The following is a 17,154-nucleotide window of genomic DNA, read 5'->3' as shown; positions in this document are numbered from 1 at the left end:
GTTTAACAATAAATTGATACGATTTGTTAAACTTAATTGTATAAAGCAATACTATCATACTATACATCATCAGTGATTTATCTGTGAAGTACTTCTCCAAAATTGAAGAAATCTTGATTGACAAACGTCAAAGAAAAACCCGTTAATTGCCAGCGATTAACGGGCACATTAACAGGTTTCATTTTCTCCCTATCTTCCAAACGTATACCACGGTGTCTCAAACTGTGGTCCTTCGCGTTCATACGTAAATCGATACGTTAGTTGATCAGATTCTCTGACGCCTTGAATTATATGAACCCTCGCTCCATCTTCCTCATTCATGCGAAAATTCTGCTGGTCACCACCGTTAATTCGGTAATGAATATCGACATAACGAGAATTTCCTTTAGGGGTGAACAGAACAGTTGCCTGATTATTTTCCTTGGTTACACTCACTTGATAATGTTCATGATCACGATTATCACCACCACCTGGTTGTTCCGGTTCCGGGGTTGGGTCCGGATTCGGCGGTTCAACTGGCGGTGATTGATCCAAATCAGCATTTGTATAAAAACTATTTGCTGCTACTTGAGCTGTGTGCCCATCCGTGAACGTTACCGTTGTAGGAGCATCGCTGTAATTATAAGCAACATAAACACGTTCACCGTTGTTTGTAAAGACAGCGTACGTTGACGTATCAGCTTGCACAGTCGGGTCAACTTGACCGAGTGCACGTAAGCTTGTGACCCATTGATACGTTTGTGCTTTTGTACTCCCCCGCTCAATAATTCGTTCATCGCCTGGATTGAATTGATCATAGTCATCAATCTTGGCATTCATTTGGTTAATCGCATCGTCAGGGTTTGTAAATGCACGATATGCCCACACCATGTTTGCCCATAAATTCCAATCTGAAGAACCGTTACGCGTGTGCAATTCATTGTATGCACGCTCGACATAATCTGGATGATGTCCTAGATAAAGGGCTCCACCATGTATCGGTAGCCAGTTAATTGCGTATTTCTCGACCATACCGGAGTTCCACCACGTGGCATGATCCATCTTTCCACCCCAATTAATTGTTACAATTTCAGGCTGGTACGCTTCAGGGTGAATTTCATCATGAACATCGAAAAAGTATTCATTTATTGCGCTCATTTCCGTCGTGTACAAGTAAATCGCACGATCTCGTAGTTCATCATCGTTGGTTGCCTCTGCCCAAAGGATCAAATTAGTCCAGGCATGCATCGCTTCAGAAGATGATTCTTGATTGTTCCCTGAATCAAATGTGGCAAGACCGTCTGCCCAAGAATGGCCAGAATATGGATCAAACATGCGTAAGTATGGAAACATCTCGTCATCTCGCCCTGTAGCAAAATCACGAATCAAGATATCAATCATACCGCCCCACTCTTCTTCAGCTGCCCATTCAGGATTCACACGGGCAATCTCAGCTGCTGCTTTCACGAAATATCCATAATGAAAATGATGATCGTTCATGCGTACTGCTGAACCGTGGGCAGCGTGATAACCAAGCAAAGTACCCCAGTTTTTGTTGTAATAAAACAGATTTTCACTTTTAAGCTCACCATTGCCATTCGTGGCAACCAACCAATCTTCAAGGTTTGACTGCAGTTCATCTCTAAACGAATCGGCAAGAGCTTCATCACCTGTTTGATCAGCAATTGGTGCAAGGTTCGCAAGTTTTCCTAAATATTTTCCTAACTCATACGTGTCTTGTCCGGTTGGGTAATCAGCTTGAGCATCTTCCAGATAGCCCCTCAAACGTTCTGTATCAGTCCCGACATTCGGCAGGCTTGGCAATACACCTGTGTACTGAAGCGATGTTTCAAACTGAGTAGAGGGCAGTAACTTCATGTCCCCGCGAATGGTGAAAATTGTTTGGCTCAGCAACTGTGCTTCTGATGAATCCGTCAGATGCCTTGATTGATGCGGGTACAGCGCAAAAATCGTTCCGTCTTTTGCTCCATCCACTTGTGCTTCTGTCTCAACCGAATAAACCGTGCGCACTTCTCCGGTTTCATTGTCTACGTTATAATCAGCTCTTGAATTGCGGACGATAGAAAACGCGTATTCTTCAAAAGTTTGAAGCATCTCTCCAGTTGCTTCTGGTAATTTCGCGACAGAGATAAAGGAAGCTGGATTTTCCCACTCACTACCGTTTAGCTGCCAATCCGACCCTTCAGGGGCATAAGCTGCGTAGTGCTTGTTGTCATGTGTAGAGAAGCCAATAACATTTCCTTCGTTAGCCCAAACTTGTGGCTGGATTGGGAAATTAATTTCAGCGGAACCACCTTCGTATTCAGCAAAAATATAAGGAGAGCCAACTCCATACGTAAGAGCTAGCGCAGCGTCACCATCTTGCAACAATCCCTTCACGTACCAATCGCTATAGTCATCGACTTTAGCATCATTAAATGAATCCGTTGCAGAGTGACCAATAGTAAAGTCGGTTGAAATGGCTCCAGTAATATGCCAGGTTCCCGCTTGGGCATTTTCATGGACAACGACATTGTGAGGGGCGTCATAAAAAACGTTTAGGCCGTTTTCTTGATGTTTAACACTAAAAGGATGGGCATAATGATTGTTTGAAAAACGGTCGACCGCAAGTGAGCTCCACCATCGGTTTGTTGGCATTGGCCCCTCAACATTGTCTGTACGATAAATCTGTGCAGGAGGTTCTTTCTGCTGATCCGCATAACCCGGGTCCCCAATTGCATCAAAATCAATCGGTGGATATTGAAGGGAGTAACTTCCTTTCCCAATTTGCTGCGCAGGTGTATTTGCAGATATTTGTTGCATTGGCACAATCAGTAAAACACTTAGACTAAGAGCAGCTAATGTCCATCGTTTCTTCATATGAGACCTCCTAAGTTTTCAAACGAAATCGGTTTCGTAATTTGCCAGAAAAGAGCTCATTTCCTTTTTGTTAAGGCTCCATATTTTTATTAAATGGAGCCTTACCCTCATGGTGCTAACTGAGCAGTCGTTTTACGACTAATTAACTCTGGTTCGACTAAAACCCGGGCTGTACTTGACCGATCGCCAATAAAATCAAGTAGCATCAGCGCAGCTAGGCGACCAATTTTCTCCTTATTTTGCCTGACAGTCGTAAGCGGCGGTTGGACATACCTTGCGGCTAATTGATCATCACAGCCAATAAGGGAAACGTCAGCTGGAATGGACAAACCGAGTTCATGAATGGCCCGCATGAAGCCAAATGCCATTAAATCGGAAGACGAGAAGACGGCTGTTGGGCTTTTGGTTACGTCTTTAAATAATGCCAAACCAGCTTCATATCCACTTTTCTCAAAAAAATCACCTTCAATAACCCACTCCGGATTTAACGTCAGCCCATATTCTTTGATGCTGTCACGAAACCCTTTTAGTCGAATATTAGAAACAGTCGATTCGTTTGTTCCTCCAATGTAAGCGATATCACGGTGACCTTGCAAATAAAAATAGTCAATGACAGATTGGGAAATTTTTTTGTTGTCTGTCATTACATAGCCAGATTTTGGTCCTTCTAACTGGATGTCAACCCCAATGCAGGGAATATCGCTTTTTGTTAAATCATCAATCGACTGCTGTACATCATCCCCAGCAATAATGATGCAGCCATCTACTTTGTAATAGAGACATCGCGCATAAAAATTCTCTTCTTTTTGGAACGTTTCATCGGAAAAGAACAGCAAGTCATAGCCATGCATCCCAATCGTCCGCTTAAAAGCGTTTAATACCTCAATAAAAAACGGATGGTCAAAGTCGGCATTTAATCGACCTGCATAAATAACACCAATCAGTTTTGATGTTTTTTGCGCAAGCGTCCTTGCCGAATGGGAAGGTCGATACCCTGCCTCTTCCATAATTCGAAAAACCCGTTCTTTTGTTTTCTGACTAACGTCGGTGTAATTGTTTAAGATTTTTGAAATGGTCGCTTGGGAAACACCAGCTTTTTTTGCAATATCTTTAATGGTTATCGAGTTGTTGTCTTTCAAACGATTCTATCCTTTCACAGCGCCTTGAGTGAGGCTATTAATAAAGAAACGATTAAATAGCAAGAAGACTGCAATGAGCGGTACGGTTGCCCACAGCGTGCCTGACATAATCATACCATAATCATTGACGTACGAGTCATTCAAGGAACGCAAAGCGACTTGGAGCGTATGGCTGGCAGAATCCTGCAAAACAACAAGTGGCCATAAGAAATCATTCCAGACATTCATAAAGACAATGATGCCCAATGTGGCAAAAGCTGGTGTAATTGAAGGGATAACGATATTCCAGTACATTCGAAACGTCGAACAACCATCTATTTTTCCAGCTTCCATTAACGCATCGGGAATGGAATCTTTAATATACTGCCTCATCCAAAAAATTCCGAACGCATTAATCAATCCAGGTACGATAACTGCCCGTAAATCACTTAACCAACCAAGTTCAGTGATAATAAAATATTGCGGAATTAATCCAAGCTGTGGCGGAATCATCATCGTGACTAGAATGGCTCCGAACCAAAATTTCTTCCAAGGAAAATCAAGCTTAGCAAACGCAAACCCAGCTAACGAGCAAAGAAAAAGAGTTCCTATCGTCACCGACACAGACACAATAAATGAATTTTTAAATGCTCCAAAGAAATCCACTGTAGCCATTACGTTCTGGAAGTTTGTTAGCAACTCTGCTCCGGGAATCATCACAGGGGGCGTTTGATTAATAAGATGGCTTGGGTTTGTTGCCATAACAAACATCCAATAAAATGGGAAAATAGCAAGTAAGGAAGCGATGATTAACGTGATATAGAGAATGATTTTTCCAAATGATCGTGATTTCATCCTTTTTTCGCTCCTTTCCACTTGCTTTTACCAATTTGATTCGTCAGAAGTAAATTTACACAAGTAATGACCATGATCAGTATAAATAAGAGAACTGCTGTAGCGGATGCGGTTCCAAAGAAATTACTCATAAATGCATCACGGTATAGGTAGGCAACAATCGTAATTCCTTCTTCGCGTAAGCTTCTTCCTAAAAAGACAAGCGGTTCTGTGAACACCTGTAACGCGCCAATCGTTGCCGTAAACACAGTAAAAATGATAAATGGCTTTAACATAGGAATAACTACATATCGTAGCTCCGCCCATATTGAGGCACCGTCTATCTTAGCTGCTTCATAAAGCTCCTTTGGAATACTCTGCATTCCTGCTAAGTAAATTAATGTGTTGTAACCAATCCAGCGCCAAAAAATCATCATTGAAATGGCAATCTTTGCGCCCCATTCGCTTGTTGTAAATGATATGGCGTCATAGCCAAGTCCAATTAAGATTGAATTGACCAAACCATGCGTTTGATTGCTAAACAGTACGCCAAAAATAACAGCTACTGCGACAATCGACGTCACATAGGGAATGAAAATGGATACACGAAAAACATTGCGAAAACGAATTAAGGTTGAATTAAGGGCATAAGCCAAAAAAATCCCAATAATTAATTGTGGCAACGTCCCCATAATGCCGATAATAAAAGTGTTTGATAATGATTTCCAAAACAGCGCATCTTCCAAGACAAGGCGAAAATTATCAAGCCCTGTATACGTCATTGGGCCTAGACCATTCCAACGAAAGAACGCTAAATAAAAACTAAATAACATCGGTATTAAACCAAATATAGCAAACAATAAAAAAAACGGTGATATGAATAAAAGCCCTGACCACTTATCTTTATAAACGCGTTTCGTTTTCTTTATAAGTGGGTTAGTTGCTCTTGTGGTTTCCATCTTCTCTCCCCCTTTAAAAAAAGAGGCTGTGTCACAGTGTCACAGCCCCTTCATTCAATTAGCCGCGCTGCAATCGATCTGTAATTCTTGTCATCGCTGCATCCCACTCTGCATCAGCGTCAGCTCCATTATTATTTACATTATCAAGCGCCATCAGAATCTCTTCTTGAACGAGCATATAGTTGCTTCCTTTATAAACACTCTCAACTTGTTGTGCAGCTTCACCAAATACGGCCGCTGTATTTAAGCCATTAAAGTATTCATCTGAGTGATTAACGAATTCATCTTCTTCATAAACAGCTGGTGCAGATGGAAAGAGTCCTGCATCCACAAATGAATTCAACTGATTTTCTGGAGAAAGAAGCCATTTTGTAAATTCGTAAGCTTCCTCTGGATGGTCCGTCTCCGCTGGAATGGTTACAAACGACCCGCCCCAGTTACCAGCACCTTCAGGCATCGTCGCAATTGACCAGTTTCCCGCTGCGTTAGGGGCATTTCCTTGTATAACCGCAATCATCCAAGCCGGCCCAAGCAATGTAGCGTAATCACCAGTGTCCATCGCGCCGCCCCACTCAGGTGTCCACAGTTCGAGTGAACCAACTACATCATTCTCAATTAATTCAACTGTACGATCATATGCTTCGCGAATATCAGCATTATTCTCAACGATAAGCTCTTCTTCTTCGTTAAAATAATGCTCAGTAGCTTGATCGCGTAGCGCATTATATATTAATTCTGGACTGTCCGTCACAACTCTTCCTGTCTCTTCGTAAATCGTGTTGGCCATCTCCGTGTAATCATCCCACGTTTGAATTGACGCTGATACTTCATCGGGATCACTTGGTAAGCCAGCTTCCTCAAAAATATCTGTTCGGTAGAACATCGCAGTCGGACCGATGTCCGTAGGCAAACCAAATAAGAAGTCACCCTCTCGGTTTTCAGCTGTCTGCCAGACCCAGTCTAAATAACTATCTGACAACTCTTCAGCTCCATAATCATACAAGTTCGTAAAACGATCCTGAGCACTTCGGTATCGCTCAATCTCATTTATTTCGACGAGCGCTAAGTCAGGAGCACCACTTCCTGTCGATAGAGCAGTAAATAAATTGTTATGATGATCCGTGTTATCGCCTTCTTGAATGTTAATAATTACACCTGGATTTTCTTCCATATAAACTTCAGCGAGTTCTTCATATTTCGTTGTTCCGAATAACCAAAACGTTAATTCAACATCACCATTTCCACCTGTTTCGTTTGAAGATCCCCCATTGCAAGCAGCCAAGACCATTGTTGATGCAAGTGCCAAACCATACCTTTTTTTCATCATCAGATTTCCCCCTTAAATTATCATCCGTGTACGAAACCGGTTTCGGTAATAGTGTAAACGCTTTCTAATTTGTTTGTCAATCTCTATTTTTGAATGAGAAAAAAGCCTACGTTTGTATGTTATACTTATCAAACAATAAGAGATCATTCATTCTTCATTAACAATACATACAAAATAACAAGCAATTAAACAGAGTAGGAGAGGTAAGATGAAGATTAGAGTAATCGAAGAAAAAGACAACGTGCAAGTTGAACAGTTAATTCGAACTTGCCTGATTGAATTCGGAGCAGACAAAGAAGGTACTGCTTGGTCAGACCCTTACTTAGGTGACTTCTACCGCGTGTATCAAGCAGAACATGCTTGTTACTGGGTTGCAGAAGAAGACGGGCTAATCGTAGCAGGCTGTGGAATTGGCCCTATTAAAGAACATCCAGATGTGTGCGAATTACAGAAAATGTACGCTCTTCAAGGGGCAAGAGGCAGTGGAATTGCGAAGAATTTACTCGATATTGCCTTAACGTTTGCTCAGACCCACTACCACTCTTGTTATCTAGAAACACTTGACAATATGCATGCAGCCAATCGCTTTTACTTAAAAAATGGCTTTAAACGATTGGATCAACCGCTGCTTGATACCGGGCACTTCTCATGTGATGCTTGGTACTTAAAGACCTTTTCATAAATAAATGAATAAAACGCCGGTATTGTGCTTACATGCCGGCGCTTTATGTTCACTCATAATCTTCTGAAACACTACGAATAAATTCAAACAGAGTTGGGGCTTCCTGTCTCAGCTCAAGTTCCTCATGGTCCCAATAATAAACAGCCGGAGCCAGTTCAGCTCCTTGCGAAACAAAACCGATATAATTTCCTAACCCATCTTCGCCGATTGCACAAAAATGATCGGGCCAATGGTCATTTCGTTCTGATTGATTTTGCCTCACAAGATCGTCCCATGTTTTTTTGAGATTCGAATTTGTTTTAATTGGGAATAAGGTCCAATCACCAAATTCAGCTTGGTTTGTTTGCAAAAACATTTGATTGTATTGTTCCGGCAAAGTTACCGCCAATGCTTCTTCCGCTTGCTTCAACTCGTCCCGTTGAACTCCAGGCTTCGAGCTGGCTATGAGATGAAAAATGTCGCTCATTGAAATACTCCCTCTTTCTTGCTTGCTTGAACCAGCAAAAATTTCTCGAGACTCGCATTAAATAATTCTGGTTGATCACGATGGACAAGATGACCTGCAAATGGGATCACAGCAGAATGTATATGTTTATAAGTCTCTTTATAAAAAGCCAAACCAGTAATTTCCGGAGCGACCTGTTCACCTGAAACAATTAGTGTTGGTATGTGACTGAACCTTGATAAGTCACTTACCAATTTGTGCGGATACCAATCTTCATGAACAACAAGTGCTACGAATTTTTTCCAATCACTTTTCACATGTAATTTCCTAAAGTACGCATCCGCTTCAGAATTCTCGAGAATCTTTTTCTTGTGTTCTAGATCATCATTAAAAATGCGACTCCAGTCATCCGTTTTCACCGGAGTCAGTCCTGTCAGTGTCACTGATTTTACAAGCTGAGAATATTGGTTGCAAAAAGCAACTGCAACAATCGCACTGGAGGAACTTGCTACGATATGAACATTGCTCAATTTATAATGTACGAGTGTTTGATACAGATCTTCTACCGTTAATTGGATGAATTCTAAAAAAGTTGAGTATTCGCCAATTCCAGACTGACCATGGCCGCTTAAATCTGGCATAAAAACCTGATACTTCTCTAGAAAATAGTCTTTTTGGTCCTGATAATCCGTTTGACTAGTTTCAGCTCCTGAATGCAAAAACACAATCGGTTCCCCTGACCCACTACTAGTCATATGTAATATCATATTGTTCCCCCCTATTCATTCTATTAACGCCATCTAGCAAAGCCGCCTTCAGAATTGATTACCTGACCGCTAATCCAGCACGCTTCTTCTGTTAACAGCCAGGCAATTAATCTAGCAGGATCTTCAGGTTGACCAAAACGTCCGAACGGAAACTTCGGCTTGATTGCCTCCCACACTTCTTCTGTCATATAACCTGTATCAACCGGTCCTGGGTTGACGGTATTAACGGCTATGTTTTGATCTGCTAATTGATCAGCAATGGTTGCTGTAATTTCTGCTAACGCCCCTTTTGAGGACGCATATGCCACCTCACCACTCATTGGACCGAGGCTTTGTCCAGAAGTCATAAAGACTATCGTACCGCGGTCTTTTCTCGTTATACGCTGCTTCGCAAAAGCTTGTGCCAAAAGAATAGACGACCGTGTATTAATCATCCAATGGCGATCAAGCATATCTGCCGTTAATTCGCCAATCGCGCCATCACTTCCGCTGAGCGCATGATTGCAAACAAGCGCATCAATGGTTCCAGCTCTATCTACGACAGCTTGAATAACCTGATCCGGAACGGCGCCATCAAAAAAATCACCATGGACATCGTACAATTCTGCATCTTTATGTAGCATAGCTTTTATTCCAGCCAGTACATCAGCCAATGTATCTGATCCCCAAGGCTGTTCTTCATCATGTGGGATATAATGATGAATGGCAACGGAAGCACCCCAAGCTGCCACCTGTCTAGCAATCGCATAACCAATTCCTTGTCTTCTACTAACGCCTGTGATAAATACCCATTTTCCTTTTAGTGGATAAAGCTCTCGTTGTAAACTAGTCAAAAAAAAACCTCCCTTTTCATTCCTATTTTTTCACATTTTCAGATAAAATAATAGAGAGAGTCATAGAAAGAAAGGAATGTATGCTGATGCTTACACTTAATCACATTAGCGGTGGCTATTTGCGAAAACCCATTGTTGAAGATATCCACTTTCAAGTTGATTATGGCGAGATTGTTGCACTAGTTGGACTGAATGGAGCTGGAAAAAGCACGACGTTGCGACTTATTACGGGAACATTAAGGCCAATGTCCGGTGATATTACACTAAACGGGCACGAATGGTTAAAAGAAAGAGGAAGCATGGCGCATATTCCAGATACGCCGCAGCTTTATCCTAATTTGACCATCAAAGAACATCTTGACTTCATTATGCGTCTTTATCCCAACTCAAGTGTGGACTATTTAAATAAACAACTTGAGCGCTATAGCTTACTACCTCATCTAGAGAAATACCCCTATGCGCTCTCCAAAGGAACACAGCAAAAAGTGTCTATTCTGCTAGCTTTACTGACCAATCCTCACTACTTAATTGTTGATGAACCGTTCATGGGGCTTGATCCGATTGGCTTATCTCTTTTTTTAGAGGATTTACATCAGTTAAAAGAAAAAGGGACAGCTATTTTGCTATCGACTCACTTATTAGCCATTGCTGAAGACCTCTGTGATCGAGTTGTTATAATTAATAAAGGCAAACAACTGAAGTATAACGGCAATCCTTCAATTCATCTTAAAGAAATGAAAGCTGGTTCACTTCAATCTGTCTTTTTTTCGATGATTGGAGAAAAGTAAGATGCGAACTTTATTCCAGACACGCTTAAACAATCACTTAAAAGTACGTATGAAGCAGTTGATTTCAATTTTGAGTAATAGTGGTGTATTCTTACTTGTTCCTTTTTTGATGCTTGCCATATATGCTTTGGTTCACATTTTTAATCAGGAACAACTGAATTCTTTTCAAGAATCATTCATCATCGCTTCTGTATTTCTCTTTCTTTTTTGTAACCATCGAATTCGCAGCCTACTAACTGACCAAGACGTGGTTTACCTCGCCCCCAAAGTTAATGGCATGGGCAGGTACTTTCGTGGAATAATCTATTACAATCTTCTAATTCAGTTCATTAAATGCGGAGGATTTCTCGTTCTAAACGTTTTTTTGCTTGATAGCTCATCTTTACTATTTATTGTATTGGTATTTTCATTAACTCTTAGTGCGGTGCTTCATGTAATGGTCACGATGATTTTCATTAGCCTTGATCTAAAAAGGCGGGGCCTCTACACCATCCTTCAGTATCTTTACATATGGTTGATGATTGTTTTCTTATTTGTGGAAATGAACGTTTTCATTTTCATGATTAGTTTAGCGCTTTTCAGTACTGGCTATTGGTTAACCAAAAACAAGCTATTCCCCATTCACTCTTGGAAGCGGTTAAGTCTTTCTGACCAACGCTCAGATGCTTTTTTCACCCTTTTTATGAGTAATTTTACGAATGTGTCCATCAGCTTGAGACCAGCCCGGGGAAGAAAGCTTCTTATCTTGTTTTTAACGGTTGGTAAAGATGAAGCGTTGCCTTACTTATTAGCACGTTCCTTAGTTCGCGGAACGGAAAGCGGCCGTTTGTTTATGAGAGTTCTTTTACTGACAGCTGCCCTTATACTGTTTGTAAACAACCTAATTGCTCTTGTATTAATTAGTGTAGTTCTGGTCGCTTTAAATACGAGGCAATTTACGCAAGGTTTTCCACCTTATGGGCAATTAATTCCACCCCACTACCCGGTTGAACAAGACCAGTACAGCGCAGCCATTCATGCGTTACAAAAACGTGCTCTTCTTTTACAAACTGCTTTCTTTTCATGTCTTTTGCTTATTAAATGGATTTCGATGAATTCGTTATAAGTTTGGTCGATTAAATTATTTACAAAGGATGACAATGCATGCTCCCTTTTTAAATTCTGAACGTATTTGTGCAGGAGAAACATACTAACAGCGGTAATCAACTGGCTATTTTTCTTCCCACAACTGAACTCGCTCCAGAAAAAATGCAATCAATTGCCAATGACATGCAGTTTTCTGAATCACTTTTCCTTACTGAGGTAAGAGGTAAGGTTAGTGTTCGTATTTTTACACCTGAAGAAGAAATCCCTTTTGCAGGTCACCCCTTAATTGGAGCAGGGTTCTTTATGCACCAAATTTTAGGGCGGCAACCCCCTTTTACTATCGAGACAGAAGCAGGTTTCGTTATACTTAATTACCGCCGGGATACAAGTACATATTGGCTTGAACAACAGCAGCCTTCTTTTGGAGAAAAGCTGATGAAAACAGACATGGCTAACGTTCTACAACTTAAGGAAAGCGATTTCCACACTTCCTTACCTGTGCAAGAAGTATCTACTGGTCTACCTGTTATTGTATGTCCCTTGCAATCACTAGCTGCTGTCCAGAAGGTTAAGCTTCAACTTGACCACTACAATGAGTTAATTAGCAGGGGGAACGCTAAAGGGATTTGTGTTTTTTCGACGGAAACCATTAATCCGCAAAATGATTTACACGTGCGTGACTTTGCACCATTTTATGGCATTAGCGAAGATCCAGCTACTGGTAGCTCCAATGGCAGTATCGCTAGTTACCTGCTACATCATAATGCTTTGAACTTAACTACATTCCTGCTAAAATCCGAACAGGGCTATCAAATTAACCGTCCCTCACTCCTTTATCTTGATGGTAAAAAAACAGACAACCGCTTTACCGTTCACGTCGGAGGACAGGTTTCATTTATAGCTAAAGGTGAATGGTCATTAGTCTAAGCAACACTGTATGCAAACGAAAAGAGAAGGCTTCGGCCTTCTCTTTTAACGGATGCTAACTAGCTTAGACTGAATGATATAACGGTCAGGAGCTGATCCCAGAAATTCAAACGGATAACAGGTTGTTAAGGTTAATGTCGCCTCTTCCTTCCGCACAATAACCGTTCGATCTTCTAAATCTGTGATCCAAATATCTTCTATTTCATATTCATATGCTTTTCCGTCATAATCAACAAACATTCGATCTCCTACTTCAAGATCACCCAATTCAGAAAAAACGGTGTCTCGGTGCCCGCTCAAGACCGTATGTCCTTTTTGATCAGGCGTTGTTGTCCATTCACTTACATACATCCCGACTCCTTGTTTGAGCGTTCGATCATCGGTTCCCCAAAAGGTTTCATACGCACTCTCCAGCTTAGGTATGTACAGGCGCCCCATTCCTTCGCCAACTTCAAATTGATCCTCTAAATCGTTTGTGATTGGCGTAGTTTCTGGAATCGCAATATCGACTTCTTCGCTAATACTTTTTTCATTCAGACTAGGATCATCTTCGCTTGGTGCGTCCTCATTACTTGTTGCTTTTGCCAATGTTTCGTCATTCGGCTCAGTCACATGTTCAACTGCTTGCGTTCCTTGCCACCATTGAAATGAAAAAAACAACGCAATGCCAAGCCCAAGTAAGATACATGCATTGTAAAGCTTTTTCATAGGTTCACCTCCATTAAGAGCCCCAAGCTTTCGCAAAAGTTCTAAATTACGACTTCATCTTTCTCTTTCTATCATTACAGATTGATTCTTTTTTTTCAATAAATTACAATCATTTTTCAACAATCGTAAAAAAACCGTTAAAGAACGGTTTTATACGAAAAACAATACGATTGGTAGCAAAATTGATGCACTAATTGCACTTACGATCATTGCAATTGAACTCATTGACAAGGGAACATCCCCGTATTCCGCCGCTTTCGATATCCCCATTGCATGTGAAGCCGCACCAAGAGCAATGCTTTTACTATTTAAGCTATTAATTCGCGACCACTTCATGACTGTGGGCCCAAATAAGATTCCAGTTAAACCAGCTATTAAAACAAAAACTGCCGTTAATGGTGGGATTCCATTTAATGCAGCCGATAATTCCACAGCAACAGGTGCCGTTATTGACTTTGGTAACATTGAAGCAACAAATACTTGCTCTACTCCTGATAACGTTGAGAGCGCGAAAATGGAACCAAATCCAATCATCAGACCAGATGCTACTCCAGCGCTAATCATTACGCTAAACTTGATGACGACATGACGTTTTATATACAAAGGATAGGCGAGTGCGACAATTGCTGGCCCCATTAGCTCATTTAACCAAGCACCGCCAATCATATACGTCTCATAAGAAGTTCCAGAAGCCACAAGCAAAACAAACAGTATAAATGTTGTCGTAATAACTGGCAGTAAAAACGGATTTGGCTTTTTCAAATAAATACGACGCATCCAAAAAAAGATTACCACTGTAAGACACACCATTAAGACACCAATAAGAAAAGAGGTCATTTCATTAACTCCTTTTCTCGTTTATTTTCTAGCCACTGACAAAGATGACCAATTGCAATCATAGAAACGATTGTGCTACCAGCAACTGATAACACCATTAATGCTCCACTTGAAGAAAGCAATTCCGGATAATCCATCACGCCCAGATTAAACGGGACGAATAACAATGGCAGTATAAATAAAAGTGCCTTAGCACCTTGCTCGACCCACTTTTCTGGAATAGCCTTTGTTAGTAATAACCCAAGTAGGAGTACAAAACCAATAATTGCACCTGGTATGGGAAGCTGCAACCACATTTGAATAAATCCTCCTAACCATGCCAAACTAAATAAAAAAACAACCTGGATGATCATCTGTATACCTTTCATACACCCCTGCTCTTTGAACAGGTTCCCTCCTTTTACACCTAAAGCCATATTTCATCTCTCTGCTTTTAATTATAACGCTTTATTCCACAATAGTAGCATTTTCGTGCTTATTACTTGTACAATAGAGACAATGATTCTTAAAGGAGACACAACCATGATATTTTTATATCTTATCGCTGGAGTTATATGTGTGATTGGCTTTATCGTGACGATTGTCTCAATAAACAAACCTGATGAAACGTACAGTCATGAAAAAAGTATGGCAACCTTTAAATGGATGTACTTTTTAATGGTGCCTGTATCTTTAATTTTCGTTGTTCTAGTAGCTTTTCTTCTCTTGTAACGATAAAAGCGAGGTAGCCTCAGAAGGCACCTCACTTTTCTTATTAACTATTTTTTTCGGGAATTTGCCCGATTGCCGTGAGAAGCTGTGCGCTCTCTTCATTTAACCCTCTTAATGTGACCTTCACCCTGTTTGTGGCGAATTTTGATTCAATTCGTTCAAGTGCACCGACCGCAGAATCATCCCATAACTGAGAGTCAGTCAAGTCAATTTCAACTTCATTAATCCGCTCGTCTGTGTCAATTGAGGCAAGGAAATTTGTTACGGACGCAAAAAACAATGGGCCTTTCACTTGATAATAACGAACGGTTGACGTTTGATTTAAATGTGCCTGTACGTCCACCTTTGAAATTTTCGCCGCGAAAAAAACCATGCTGAGCAAGACTCCAGCTAAAACTCCATAAGCCAAATTATGCGTAACGAGTACAATTGCAATTGTTGAAACTAAAACAATTGCATCCGTTCGTGGCAACTTATGAAGGGTTCGTACCGAATTCCAATCAAATGTACTAATGGACACCATAATCATAACTCCTGCGAGTGCTGCCATTGGAATTTGAACAACGACATTTCCTAGGACAAGAATTAAAAACATCAGAAAGCCACCTGCAACAAGCGCTGACAACCTTCCTCTTCCACCCGATTTAACATTAATGACGGATTGTCCAATCATTGCACATCCTGCCATTCCACCAAAAAAGCCGGTTACAATGTTGGCAATCCCCTGTCCACGACTCTCCATATCTTTGTTGCTTTTTGTGTCAGTCATATCGTCTACAATGCTAGCTGTTAGAAGAGATTCCAGTAAGCCAACAATCGCAAGAGCAAGGGCGTAAGGAAAAATAATCTGCAATGTTTCCAAAGTAAAAGGAATGTTTGGCAAAGCAAAAGCAGGAAGCGTTTGACTTAACGCACCCATATCCCCTACGTTACGAACACCTAAATTCATTGTTAGCACAATGATTGTAACAACAATAATGGCAACCAGTGTTGATGGAACTGCCTTCGTTAATAAAGGAAACAAATAAATGATAGCGAGTGTAAGGGCAACCAGCGCATACATTAGCCACGTTTCTCCAACGAAGTGGTCAATTTGTGCTAGGAAGATTAAGATTGCAAGTGAATTAACAAATCCCGTCATAACGGTTCGCGGAACGAATTTCATATAACGAGCAAGTTTAAACACACCAAATAATATTTGCAGAATTCCCGTTAAGATTGTTGCCGCAAGTAAATATTCAAGCCCATGATTGGCAACAAGCGTTACCATTACAAGCGCCATTGCTCCAGTTGCTGCTGAAATCATTCCTGGACGTCCACCAACAAAGGCAATCACAATTGCAATTGAAAAAGATGCATACAAACCAACCATTGGATCGACACCAGCAATAATTGAAAAAGCAATTGCTTCAGGAATAAGAGCAAGCGCTACAACAATCCCAGCTAAGAAATCGCCCCGAATATTCCCAAACCATTGTTCTTTTAAAGTACTTTCCATTCATAAACCTCTTTCTTTAGTAAAGTAACTGACTTCAGAGTCTCACTAAAAGTCACTATTCTTTACTAAAGTAGGTTCATTTAAATCCTCTATTAGGTTACTTTAAATTTCGATTCGTTTCAATCTTTTTTGCAAATGAAAGAAAACAAGGAACCGCATGGCTTCTTGTTTTCTTTAATGAGGGGGCTGCCTCCATTGATTGAGCTGATCTTGAATACGTTTCATTTGCCCATTCACCCTGTTTAATTCTTGGCGCATCTGATTCATCTGGGCATATAGTTGAGCTGTATATTCTTGTTCGTTCCCTGGATTGCCTCGAATAACGGACCCACCTGCAGTTGTTGCACCGGAAGTAAAGAAAGTCTCAACTTCATCCGCCTCTTCTTGCATTTCGGGACTCAGATCTCTCTGCCTCGCGACATCACGAGCGATGCAAACACCAATCAACCCTAGTGCTGATGAAATAGTACTTAAAATCGTTCCATAGAAAATAAGGTCTTCAGAGAAAGTAAGTAACTCCTCCAAATAACGCTCTCTTTCGCTTTCTGAAGAACCTGCACCAAACGCACTTCCTTTTCCATCATTCTTTCCCATTCAAAGACCCCTCCTCTAGCAGAGTGTCTGTAAGTAAATCATATGAGAGGAGCGAATGGATCATACGTAAAAGAAATATATGTACAATGTATCTATGTTTTAAGACCACGGATTCATTAACCAAGTAGTTCCCTTAAATAGAAAGCACAATTCTCTGTTTTACATAATTATCACCCTCGTT

Annotated in this window: 18 protein-coding genes; 5 read left to right on the top strand and 13 right to left on the bottom strand. The window is 40.8% G+C overall.

Going from position 1 to position 17,154, the window contains the following annotated elements:
* Nucleotides 1-189 precede the first annotated feature (189 nt).
* From JOC54_RS02865 to JOC54_RS02845, 5 genes are all read right to left on the bottom strand, one after another.
* Nucleotides 190-2,859: a glycosyl hydrolase gene (locus JOC54_RS02865; protein ID WP_204464292.1), complete on the bottom strand. Its 2,670-nt coding sequence runs from the start codon at nt 2,857-2,859 to the stop codon at nt 190-192.
* Between the two features lie 107 nt (nt 2,860-2,966).
* Nucleotides 2,967-3,998, bottom strand: a complete 1,032-nt coding sequence (locus JOC54_RS02860; protein ID WP_204464291.1) for a LacI family DNA-binding transcriptional regulator — start codon at nt 3,996-3,998, stop codon at nt 2,967-2,969.
* Between the two features lie 6 nt (nt 3,999-4,004).
* Nucleotides 4,005-4,832, bottom strand: coding sequence for a carbohydrate ABC transporter permease (locus JOC54_RS02855; RefSeq protein ID WP_035419578.1), 828 nt, complete (start codon nt 4,830-4,832; stop codon nt 4,005-4,007).
* Complete coding sequence (locus JOC54_RS02850; RefSeq protein ID WP_204464289.1) at nt 4,829-5,770, bottom strand: carbohydrate ABC transporter permease; 942 nt, start codon at nt 5,768-5,770, stop codon at nt 4,829-4,831. Before JOC54_RS02850 ends, JOC54_RS02855 begins: the two co-directional genes overlap by 4 nt.
* Nucleotides 5,771-5,828: 58 nt before the next feature.
* Nucleotides 5,829-7,097, bottom strand: a complete 1,269-nt coding sequence (locus JOC54_RS02845) for an ABC transporter substrate-binding protein (RefSeq protein ID WP_367617753.1) — start codon at nt 7,095-7,097, stop codon at nt 5,829-5,831.
* A gap of 208 nt (nt 7,098-7,305) precedes the next feature.
* Between JOC54_RS02845 and JOC54_RS02840 the strand changes: the two genes are divergently transcribed.
* The gene (locus JOC54_RS02840; RefSeq protein WP_204464288.1) at nt 7,306-7,779 is read left to right on the top strand and encodes a GNAT family N-acetyltransferase; all 474 of its coding nucleotides are present in this window, start codon (nt 7,306-7,308) and stop codon (nt 7,777-7,779) included.
* A gap of 49 nt (nt 7,780-7,828) precedes the next feature.
* Here the strand turns inward: JOC54_RS02840 and JOC54_RS02835 are convergent, their stop codons facing one another.
* From JOC54_RS02835 to JOC54_RS02825, 3 genes are read right to left on the bottom strand one after another with little or no spacing between them, the layout of a single operon-like run.
* Nucleotides 7,829-8,245, bottom strand: a complete 417-nt coding sequence (locus tag JOC54_RS02835) for an SMI1/KNR4 family protein (RefSeq protein ID WP_204464287.1) — start codon at nt 8,243-8,245, stop codon at nt 7,829-7,831.
* On the bottom strand, nt 8,242-8,991 hold the full coding sequence (locus JOC54_RS02830; RefSeq protein WP_204464286.1) for an alpha/beta fold hydrolase: 750 nt from the start codon (nt 8,989-8,991) through the stop codon (nt 8,242-8,244). Before JOC54_RS02830 ends, JOC54_RS02835 begins: the two co-directional genes overlap by 4 nt.
* Before the next feature lie 23 nt (nt 8,992-9,014).
* Nucleotides 9,015-9,824, bottom strand: a complete 810-nt coding sequence (locus JOC54_RS02825) for an SDR family oxidoreductase (RefSeq protein ID WP_204464285.1) — start codon at nt 9,822-9,824, stop codon at nt 9,015-9,017.
* A gap of 86 nt (nt 9,825-9,910) precedes the next feature.
* Here JOC54_RS02825 and JOC54_RS02820 point away from each other — a divergent pair, with 86 nt between their 5' ends.
* The 3 genes from JOC54_RS02820 (at nt 9,911) to JOC54_RS02810 (ending at nt 12,625) form a co-directional block, all read left to right on the top strand.
* The gene (locus tag JOC54_RS02820; protein ID WP_204464284.1) at nt 9,911-10,612 is read left to right on the top strand and encodes an ABC transporter ATP-binding protein; all 702 of its coding nucleotides are present in this window, start codon (nt 9,911-9,913) and stop codon (nt 10,610-10,612) included.
* Nucleotide 10,613: 1 nt separating this feature from the next.
* Nucleotides 10,614-11,717 (top strand): ABC transporter permease, encoded by a 1,104-nt coding sequence (locus tag JOC54_RS02815; protein WP_204464282.1) that lies wholly within the window; start codon nt 10,614-10,616, stop codon nt 11,715-11,717.
* A gap of 68 nt (nt 11,718-11,785) precedes the next feature.
* Complete coding sequence (locus tag JOC54_RS02810) at nt 11,786-12,625, top strand: PhzF family phenazine biosynthesis protein (protein WP_204464281.1); 840 nt, start codon at nt 11,786-11,788, stop codon at nt 12,623-12,625.
* Nucleotides 12,626-12,670: 45 nt separating this feature from the next.
* On the opposite strand, the gene srtD is transcribed toward JOC54_RS02810, so the two are convergent.
* The 3 genes from srtD to JOC54_RS02795 all read right to left on the bottom strand — a co-directional run bounded on the left by srtD (nt 12,671) and on the right by JOC54_RS02795 (nt 14,538).
* A complete protein-coding gene (gene srtD / locus JOC54_RS02805) occupies nt 12,671-13,333 on the bottom strand; it encodes a class D sortase, LPxTATN-specific (RefSeq protein WP_204464280.1) in 663 nt (220 codons plus the stop codon).
* A gap of 150 nt (nt 13,334-13,483) precedes the next feature.
* Complete coding sequence (locus JOC54_RS02800; RefSeq protein WP_204464279.1) at nt 13,484-14,170, bottom strand: LrgB family protein; 687 nt, start codon at nt 14,168-14,170, stop codon at nt 13,484-13,486.
* The gene (locus tag JOC54_RS02795) at nt 14,167-14,538 is read right to left on the bottom strand and encodes a CidA/LrgA family holin-like protein (RefSeq protein WP_204464278.1); all 372 of its coding nucleotides are present in this window, start codon (nt 14,536-14,538) and stop codon (nt 14,167-14,169) included. Before JOC54_RS02795 ends, JOC54_RS02800 begins: the two co-directional genes overlap by 4 nt.
* A 154-nt stretch (nt 14,539-14,692) precedes the next feature.
* Between JOC54_RS02795 and JOC54_RS02790 the strand changes: the two genes are divergently transcribed.
* A complete protein-coding gene (locus JOC54_RS02790; RefSeq protein WP_204464277.1) occupies nt 14,693-14,881 on the top strand; it encodes a hypothetical protein in 189 nt (62 codons plus the stop codon).
* Nucleotides 14,882-14,924: 43 nt separating this feature from the next.
* Here JOC54_RS02790 and JOC54_RS02785 read toward each other — a convergent pair whose 3' ends face one another.
* Together JOC54_RS02785 and JOC54_RS02780 are read right to left on the bottom strand one after the other, a co-directional pair.
* Complete coding sequence (locus JOC54_RS02785; protein WP_204464275.1) at nt 14,925-16,379, bottom strand: SulP family inorganic anion transporter; 1,455 nt, start codon at nt 16,377-16,379, stop codon at nt 14,925-14,927.
* Between the two features lie 174 nt (nt 16,380-16,553).
* A complete protein-coding gene (locus JOC54_RS02780) occupies nt 16,554-16,973 on the bottom strand; it encodes a hypothetical protein (RefSeq protein ID WP_035440856.1) in 420 nt (139 codons plus the stop codon).
* Nucleotides 16,974-17,154: the final 181 nt, after the last annotated feature.

Origin of the sequence: Shouchella xiaoxiensis, from assembly GCF_016907895.1 — a bacterium.
GTDB lineage: Bacteria > Bacillota > Bacilli > Bacillales > Bacillaceae_D > Shouchella > Shouchella xiaoxiensis.
Note: the sequence above shows the minus strand (reverse complement) of the source record. Positions and strands in the feature narration are given on the sequence as shown.

Bases quoted from the DNA above. Each gene is read 5' to 3' on its own strand.
- JOC54_RS02795 (WP_204464278.1), bottom strand. From the start codon at position 14,538: ATGAAAGGTATACAGATGATCATCCAGGTTGTTTTTTTATTTAGTTTG.
- JOC54_RS02850 (WP_204464289.1), bottom strand. From the start codon at position 5,770: ATGGAAACCACAAGAGCAACTAACCCACTTATAAAGAAAACGAAACGC.
- srtD (WP_204464280.1), bottom strand. From the start codon at position 13,333: ATGAAAAAGCTTTACAATGCATGTATCTTACTTGGGCTTGGCATTGCG.
- JOC54_RS02845 (WP_367617753.1), bottom strand. From the start codon at position 7,097: ATGATGAAAAAAAGGTATGGTTTGGCACTTGCATCAACAATGGTCTTG.
- JOC54_RS02865 (WP_204464292.1), bottom strand. From the start codon at position 2,859: ATGAAGAAACGATGGACATTAGCTGCTCTTAGTCTAAGTGTTTTACTG.
- JOC54_RS02790 (WP_204464277.1), top strand. From the start codon at position 14,693: ATGATATTTTTATATCTTATCGCTGGAGTTATATGTGTGATTGGCTTT.
- JOC54_RS02785 (WP_204464275.1), bottom strand. From the start codon at position 16,379: ATGGAAAGTACTTTAAAAGAACAATGGTTTGGGAATATTCGGGGCGAT.
- JOC54_RS02820 (WP_204464284.1), top strand. From the start codon at position 9,911: ATGCTTACACTTAATCACATTAGCGGTGGCTATTTGCGAAAACCCATT.
- JOC54_RS02855 (WP_035419578.1), bottom strand. From the start codon at position 4,832: ATGAAATCACGATCATTTGGAAAAATCATTCTCTATATCACGTTAATC.
- JOC54_RS02835 (WP_204464287.1), bottom strand. From the start codon at position 8,245: ATGAGCGACATTTTTCATCTCATAGCCAGCTCGAAGCCTGGAGTTCAA.
- JOC54_RS02800 (WP_204464279.1), bottom strand. From the start codon at position 14,170: ATGACCTCTTTTCTTATTGGTGTCTTAATGGTGTGTCTTACAGTGGTA.
- JOC54_RS02830 (WP_204464286.1), bottom strand. From the start codon at position 8,991: ATGATATTACATATGACTAGTAGTGGGTCAGGGGAACCGATTGTGTTT.
- JOC54_RS02780 (WP_035440856.1), bottom strand. From the start codon at position 16,973: ATGGGAAAGAATGATGGAAAAGGAAGTGCGTTTGGTGCAGGTTCTTCA.
- JOC54_RS02815 (WP_204464282.1), top strand. From the start codon at position 10,614: ATGCGAACTTTATTCCAGACACGCTTAAACAATCACTTAAAAGTACGT.
- JOC54_RS02840 (WP_204464288.1), top strand. From the start codon at position 7,306: ATGAAGATTAGAGTAATCGAAGAAAAAGACAACGTGCAAGTTGAACAG.